The sequence below is a fragment of the Robertmurraya beringensis genome (assembly GCF_042433785.1).
GTDB lineage: Bacteria > Bacillota > Bacilli > Bacillales > Cytobacillaceae > Robertmurraya_A > Robertmurraya_A beringensis.
Map to the genome: position 1 here is coordinate 179,375 of NZ_JBHLUU010000128.1, position 6,940 is coordinate 186,314.

Here is a 6,940-nt window from a genome sequence, read left to right on the forward strand (position 1 = left end):
ATCGTGGAACATGTTGCTGATTTTGATGTTAAAAATATACCATGTGAATTAACGGTAGCTTTATCTATATTGAAAAGTAAAGACTTACATTCATTGCAATCATTGATTTCTGAAATACCTTCTGATTTTAATTGGGATAGATTTCTTGACTTAACAATACACCACAGAATATTTCCAATAGTCTATCCGAAATTAATAGACATTAACAAAGACATTTTTCCAAGTAGTATATTTAATCAACTTAAGGGTCTTTACGAGCATAATACTCTTAAAATGCTATACCTTAGTAGTGTAATGAAAGATGTTTGTAATCTTTTCACTCAAAATAATATTAACACTCTTGTTTTAAAGGGACCTATTTTAGGTAGCGATTTGTACGGAGATATATCGCTTAGAACGTCTGGAGATTTAGATGTATTAGTTCCGATTAAAGAATTGGATAAAGTGAATAAACTATTAGAGGACTTAGGTTATGAAAAGGACGATTATATACAAACTATCTTAGGAGACTGGAGATGGCGACATCACCATGTAACTTATATCCATCCGAAAACGGGTGTTAAACTTGAAATCCACTGGAGATTAAACCCTGGCCCTGGAAGAGAACCTTCATTTAAGGAACTATGGAATCGGAAGAGGACAGAAAATATTTCTAAGCAGCCTATTTATATCCTTGGTAGAGAAGATTTATTTCTTTTTTTAGTTTCTCATGGAGCGAGGCATGGCTGGTCAAGATTGAGATGGTTATTAGATATTTACCAGTTATCAAATAAAAAACTTAATTGGGGAGTACTAACAAAATTGCTAGTTACGTATAACTATACTCAACTAGGCGGCCAAGCAATTTTGTTAAATATGGTACTACTAGATATGATCCCTATAAAGGAAATGAGTGAAATAGCTCGGGATTCCCATGCAAGAAAGATTGCAAAATTAACAATTTACTATTTAGAAAGAATGGTCAATTTGCATAATGAACCTGTACCTTTGGAAATTGCAACCTACCATAAATCTTATCTGTTTCAGATAAAATCATTAAAACAGAGATTTTTCTTTGTTTTCAGTTTCTTATTTCCATATCCCGAGGATGCTGATGTACTGCCACTTCCAAAAAAAATTCATTTTCTATATTTTCCTTTAAGGCCATTTTTATGGATCTGGCGTAAATCAAAAAAGTACCCCCAATTAGAAAGGGATTGAAAATGACATATATTCTTCATTTTATTAAAAACCTCTTGTCATTTGTAGGAAATATAATTTACCTTAACTTAATTGGTATGGTACTCATTAGTTTTTTAGAGGGAATTGGGATATTACTTTTAGTTCCATTAATAAGTTTAACGGGATTGATTAGTTTTAATGATATGGGGTTACCCATAAATTTGAAGTGGTTAAATGAGTTTCTAATTAATTTACCTTTAGAGATAAGTCTAATTGTTGTCCTGTCTATCTTTGTAACTATTATGGTCAGTCAGGGATTCTTTCAAAGACAACAGTCAATTCTTAATGGGCAAATTCAACAGTCTTATTTAAAAAATCTTCGAGAGAGAACCTATATAGATTTTTTACAGTCAAATTGGTCCTTTTTCCTAAAAACTAGGAAAACAGATATTGTAACTGTTATGACGACAGAAATACTAAAGGTTAGTAATGGGATAAGCTTAACTTTAAATTTTGTGGCTTCTATAATTTTTACTATCATACAAGTATTCTTTGCCTTTTGGTTATCTCCTTATATGACTATTTGTATATTAATATTTGGATTTGGTATGATTTTTGTATCTAAAAAGTTTATTAGGAATTCCAGTAACATTGGAGAAGAAACAGTATATTTATCAAAAACATACTTAGCTGGTATTACAGACCATTTTAATGGTATTAAAGATATTAAAAGTAATTCTATTGAGTATTCCTATATAAATTGGTTGGAGAAATTTGGCGTTAGGTTTGAAAATAATGTAAATAATCTCATTAAATTGCGATCTTCTTCTCAATTATTATTCAAATCTGTCTCGGCTTTTTTAATAGCAGGTATGATCTATGTATCAATTTTAATGTTCAAGGCCCAACCAGCGCAGGTTCTTCTTGTTATAGCGATATTTATGAGAATATGGCCAAGGATTACTAGTATCCAAAGTCACTTAGAGCAATTTGGAGAAATCATACCATCCTTTAAGAATTTATACCATTTGCAACAAATTAGCCAAGATGCGAAGGAATTTAATAAATCTACTTATGAAAATAGTAGGCCGCTAGTTATTAAATCAGGTATTGAATGTAGAGACATAAGCTTCAAATATAATAAAGATGAAGAAGAATACATTTTAAATGGGATTAATATGTTTATTCCTAGTCATGGAATGACTGCTATTGTTGGTCCTTCAGGTGCTGGAAAAAGCACCTTAGTGGATTTAATTATGGGTTTAAATAAGCCGGATGAAGGTAAGGTTTTAGTTGATAACCAAGTATTAACAGAGGATAAGATTTTATCTTTAAGGAAATCTATTGGATATGTTCCTCAAGATCCATTTCTATTTAACACGTCTATTAAAGAGAATTTATTAATGATAGAACCAGATGCAAGTGATAAGGATATTTGGGAGGCTTTAAGTTTTGCATCTGCAGATGAATTTGTTAGAAATTTACCACATGGTCTGGATACCATAATTGGAGATCGTGGCATTAGGTTATCAGGTGGAGAACGGCAAAGAATTGTATTAGCTCGTGCAATACTAAGGAAGCCGTCAATTCTTGTTCTTGATGAGGCAACAAGTGCTTTGGATTCGGAAAACGAAAGAAAAATACAGGCAGCAATTGAAAAGTTAAAAGGGAAAATGACAATTATTGTAATAGCACATCGATTATCGACTATAAAAAATGCAAACCAGGTAATTGTTTTAGATCAAGGGAGAATTATTCAAACAGGTGAATTTAACCAATTGACCTTAGATAGAAAGGGTATGTTTAGTCAACTGCTAGGAAAACAATTAGAAGCTTCAATTTAATATTTACTTTTTCTTTATAAATTTATAAAAAAAACTCATTGACTTGTTCTCTTTAAAGAACTAAAATTATTAATATAAAGAATATTTGTTTCGAAAAATACTCAGATATATATTTTTTTGATTCGAATGTTCTTTATTTAGAACTATCTAACATAAGGGAACAAGGTGATATATATGGGGCGTTTTCAAACAGATCGACGCATTGCAAAGGAAATAAATTTAAGAGAGATACTTGGAGTTCTAAAGAAACGTGCTTGGATCGGAATAACCATCACTATACTAGCAGCCCTTTTTGGTTATTTTTACAGTTCGATTAATCAAACAACATTGTTATATAGTTCATCTACTAATATTATTATTAATGCGGATGGAGGGCAAAGAAAGACACTTGAAGTGATAATTAAGGACAAAACGGTATTAGAGAAGGTAATTAATCAACTTGGTATTGAAAGAACACCAGAATCTTTAGCTCAAAGTATACAGGTTGGAAGTATTGATGAGACGCAAGTGGTAAAAATCAGTGTCATTGATGTAAACCCAGAACTAGCTGCAGAAATTGCCAATACTACTGCAAATGTCTTCATTCAAGAGATTCCTAATATTATGGATTTTGATGATGTTAGAGTACTATCTGATGCACAGGTAATTCCAATTCCTATTAATGATAGTAATGAAAACAAGATATTGGGGGCCGCCATTATTGGAGGCATCGTCATAGGGCTTGGCTTAATATTTTTAGTTGACTCGCTTGATGAATCTATTCGCTCAGAGCAGGAAGTGGAAGAACTTTTGGAAGTCCCTATTTTGGGAAGTGTGTCCATAATGTCCAAAAAGAATATTAACAAAACCAAAAAGATAAACGTGAATAATCGAGGTGACTCTATTGGTATTTAGTAGACGTAAACAATTAACTAAGATTAAGAAAAGGAACTTAATTACCTACTCAAATCCCGAATCAATCATTTCTGAACAGTTTAGAACGATTAGAACGAATATTCACTTCCTAAATGAAGATGAGAAAAACAATTTGCTAGTGGTTAGTTCTCCAGGGCAATCTGAAGGAAAATCAACCATTATTGCTAATACAGCGATTTCCATTGCTCAACAAAAAGAAAAAGTCCTTCTTATTGATGGAAACCTTAGAAATCCAAGTATTCATCAACTATTTAAAGTGACTAATGAAGTTGGATTGACAGATGTTCTAAGTAAGAAAACACCTCTTTGTGAAGCAATTACAAAATGTAATATCAATAATCTAGATTTATTAACAAGTGGGCCAATTCCATTGGACCCCGCAGAGCTACTTGAATCAGAGAAAATGAAAGAATTGTTATTGCATATAAAACCACTCTATGATCTTATTTTGGTTGATTCACCATCAGTACTTGAGGTAACAGACACCAAGGTACTAGCAAACTTGTGTGACGGAGTCATTCTAGTTGTACAAAAAGCAAAAACCAAACTGGTGGCAGCTCAAGAATCTAAGAAGGTCTTAGAATTTGCGAAGGCACCTTTAGTTGGTGTAATTGTAAACCAAGTAAGCTAGTCTCTTTTTTTTATCAGATTGTTCTTAATTAAGAATATTTGTGTTCACAATAAAACAATGTAAAAGGTGATGCCTCCTAACCTATATCAATGGAGGCACTCGGTTATGCTGTGGGTGGAAAACCTTAGACGCGAGTCGTCGAAAGTGTGATGTGAGGTAGGGTTAGATGCCCTGTTTTATTATTAAAAAACTTAACTACACGTTTTTACACAGAAAAACGTGTAGTTAAGTTTTTTATTTTATTCCTAAGGAGTTCGATCAGTGATGGGTAATATTGATAAGTTTCCGAAGTCACTTAAAAAGACAGTGAGGTACATAAAACAAGAGGCAACACGTGAACAGCTAGAAGAAATTAGGAAGATCATTGACTATGCCATTCAACGAAGAAATGTGACATTAGATTAAGTAGTAAGACGAATAGGGGGGATTATAATTGTCTTATAAGAAACGATTGTCATTATTTATATTAATTGACTCCTTCATTGTTTTAACAGCCATCTTCTTTGGGTTCTTCCTTACGAATGCAAGTACTGGTGTCATCACAACACCAATTGTATTAAGTTCATTAGCGATCGTGCTTAGTCATCATGCCTATTCATTGCTTTTACATGTCTATAAAAAAGCATGGGAATATGCAAGCGTAGGAGAAATGATCATCATATGTAAAGTGGTGACGTTGTCTATACTGACAGCAGCACTTACTCAACAGATGATGCTTGGAGAGATCTTCTTCCGTCTTTTGGCCGTTACATGGCTTCTTCACATGTCCATGATTGGTGGCTCAAGATTTTGTTGGAGAGTGTATCGTGATAACTACTTGCATTCCTCTGAAGAAAAAAAGAGAGCATTAATTATAGGTGCGGGTTCTGCTGGAACAATGGTGGCAAGACAGTTACTAAGAAGTAGTGATTCGGTATTAAAACCAGTTGCATTTATAGATGATGATCTCAACAAACATCAATTAGACATCCTAGGGCTACCGGTAGTTGGAAGCATCAACCAAATAACTAAAACAGTTGATTCACTAGGTATAGATAATATCATCATTGCTATTCCTTCTTTAGGAAGAAAAGACTTGAACATCATTTTCCAAGAATGTGCGAAAACAAAGGCAAAAACACAAATTCTTCCGATGTTAGAAGATATTGTGACGGGAAGAGTTTCAGTTAATGGCATTAGGGATGTTGAGGTAGAGGACTTACTAGGTCGTAGTCCTGTCGTTCTTGATATGGATCGTATCTCGGAATATGTTACGGATCGGGTCGTACTAGTAACTGGAGCAGGCGGTTCCATTGGATCAGAACTTTGCAGACAGATATCCTTGTTCTCACCAAAGAAACTTGTGTTGCTTGGTCACGGTGAAAATAGTATTTATTCCATTGAGCAAGAGCTAAAAGAAAAGTTTGGACACCTTCCAATTGAGTATGTGACGGAAATTGCTGATTTACAGGATGCGAAGAAAATGATGAATGTGATGGGGACTCACCATCCAGCAGTGGTCTATCACGCAGCAGCTCATAAGCATGTTCCGTTAATGGAGCGAAATCCAGAAGAAGCAGTCAAAAATAATATTATTGGTACAAGAAATGTGGCGGAAGCAGCCAGCTGGCATGGGGTTGAAACTTTTGTCATGGTTTCAACAGATAAGGCTGTGAACCCAACGAGTGTGATGGGAGCAACGAAAAGACTTGCAGAAATGATCGTTCAAAACATGGATCAAAAAAGTAAGACGAATTTTGTTGCAGTACGGTTTGGGAATGTCCTTGGAAGTCGAGGTAGTGTCATTCCATTATTTAAAAAGCAAATTGCCAAAGGTGGACCAGTTACGGTCACCCATCCAGATATGATTCGATATTTTATGACCATTCCTGAAGCCTCTCGACTAGTCATTCAAGCAGGTGCACTAGCCCGTGGAGGAGAAATCTTCGTATTAGATATGGGAGAACCCGTAAAAATTGTAGACTTGGCCAAGAATTTAATCAAGCTTTCAGGCTATACAATAGAAGAAATAGGAATTGAATTCACGGGAATCCGCCCTGGTGAGAAGTTGTTTGAAGAGCTATTAAAGGACGATGAAGTACAGGAAAAACAAGTGTTTCCGAATATATATATAGGAAAACCGGCTACGCTATATCTTGAGGATATTGATAAGATTGTTCAAACCTTCCACACTATGGAGAAGGAAAAGTTAAAAGAAGTGTTAGTTAGCTTAGCGAACAATAAAGTGAAGAGAAAGAAAGCAACTGTTGTATCTATTTCAGGATAGGTAGTGTCAAAAGTTCTATGAAAACTATGTAAAGTATTAGATCACTTCCATTGGGGGGACGTGAGGCCCCGCAATCGCTCTTGACAAACAGTCGAAAAAGGTTGCGATAAAAGTATCAAGGGC

General features: G+C 34.4%; 6 protein-coding genes. All 6 read left to right on the top strand.

From position 1 onward, the window contains the following. Nucleotides 1–3: 3 nt before the first annotated feature. The 6 genes from ACFFHF_RS24730 (at nt 4) to ACFFHF_RS24755 (ending at nt 6,817) form a co-directional block, all read left to right on the top strand. On the top strand, nt 4–1,200 hold the full coding sequence (locus ACFFHF_RS24730) for a nucleotidyltransferase domain-containing protein (protein ID WP_377059295.1): 1,197 nt from the start codon (nt 4–6) through the stop codon (nt 1,198–1,200). Nucleotides 1,201–1,202: 2 nt separating this feature from the next. Next, nucleotides 1,203–3,005, top strand: a complete 1,803-nt coding sequence (locus ACFFHF_RS24735) for an ABC transporter ATP-binding protein (RefSeq protein WP_377059296.1) — start codon at nt 1,203–1,205, stop codon at nt 3,003–3,005. A 174-nt stretch (nt 3,006–3,179) separates the two neighbouring features. Next, the gene (locus ACFFHF_RS24740; protein WP_377059297.1) at nt 3,180–3,899 is read left to right on the top strand and encodes a YveK family protein; all 720 of its coding nucleotides are present in this window, start codon (nt 3,180–3,182) and stop codon (nt 3,897–3,899) included. Next, entirely contained in the window at nt 3,889–4,551 is a 663-nt protein-coding gene (locus ACFFHF_RS24745; RefSeq protein WP_377059298.1) for a CpsD/CapB family tyrosine-protein kinase, read from the top strand. Before ACFFHF_RS24740 ends, ACFFHF_RS24745 begins: the two co-directional genes overlap by 11 nt. Before the next feature lie 261 nt (nt 4,552–4,812). Further along, the gene (locus tag ACFFHF_RS24750) at nt 4,813–4,956 is read left to right on the top strand and encodes a hypothetical protein (RefSeq protein ID WP_157077395.1); all 144 of its coding nucleotides are present in this window, start codon (nt 4,813–4,815) and stop codon (nt 4,954–4,956) included. A gap of 28 nt (nt 4,957–4,984) precedes the next feature. Continuing rightward, on the top strand, nt 4,985–6,817 hold the full coding sequence (locus ACFFHF_RS24755; RefSeq protein ID WP_377059299.1) for a polysaccharide biosynthesis protein: 1,833 nt from the start codon (nt 4,985–4,987) through the stop codon (nt 6,815–6,817). Nucleotides 6,818–6,940 lie beyond the last annotated feature (123 nt).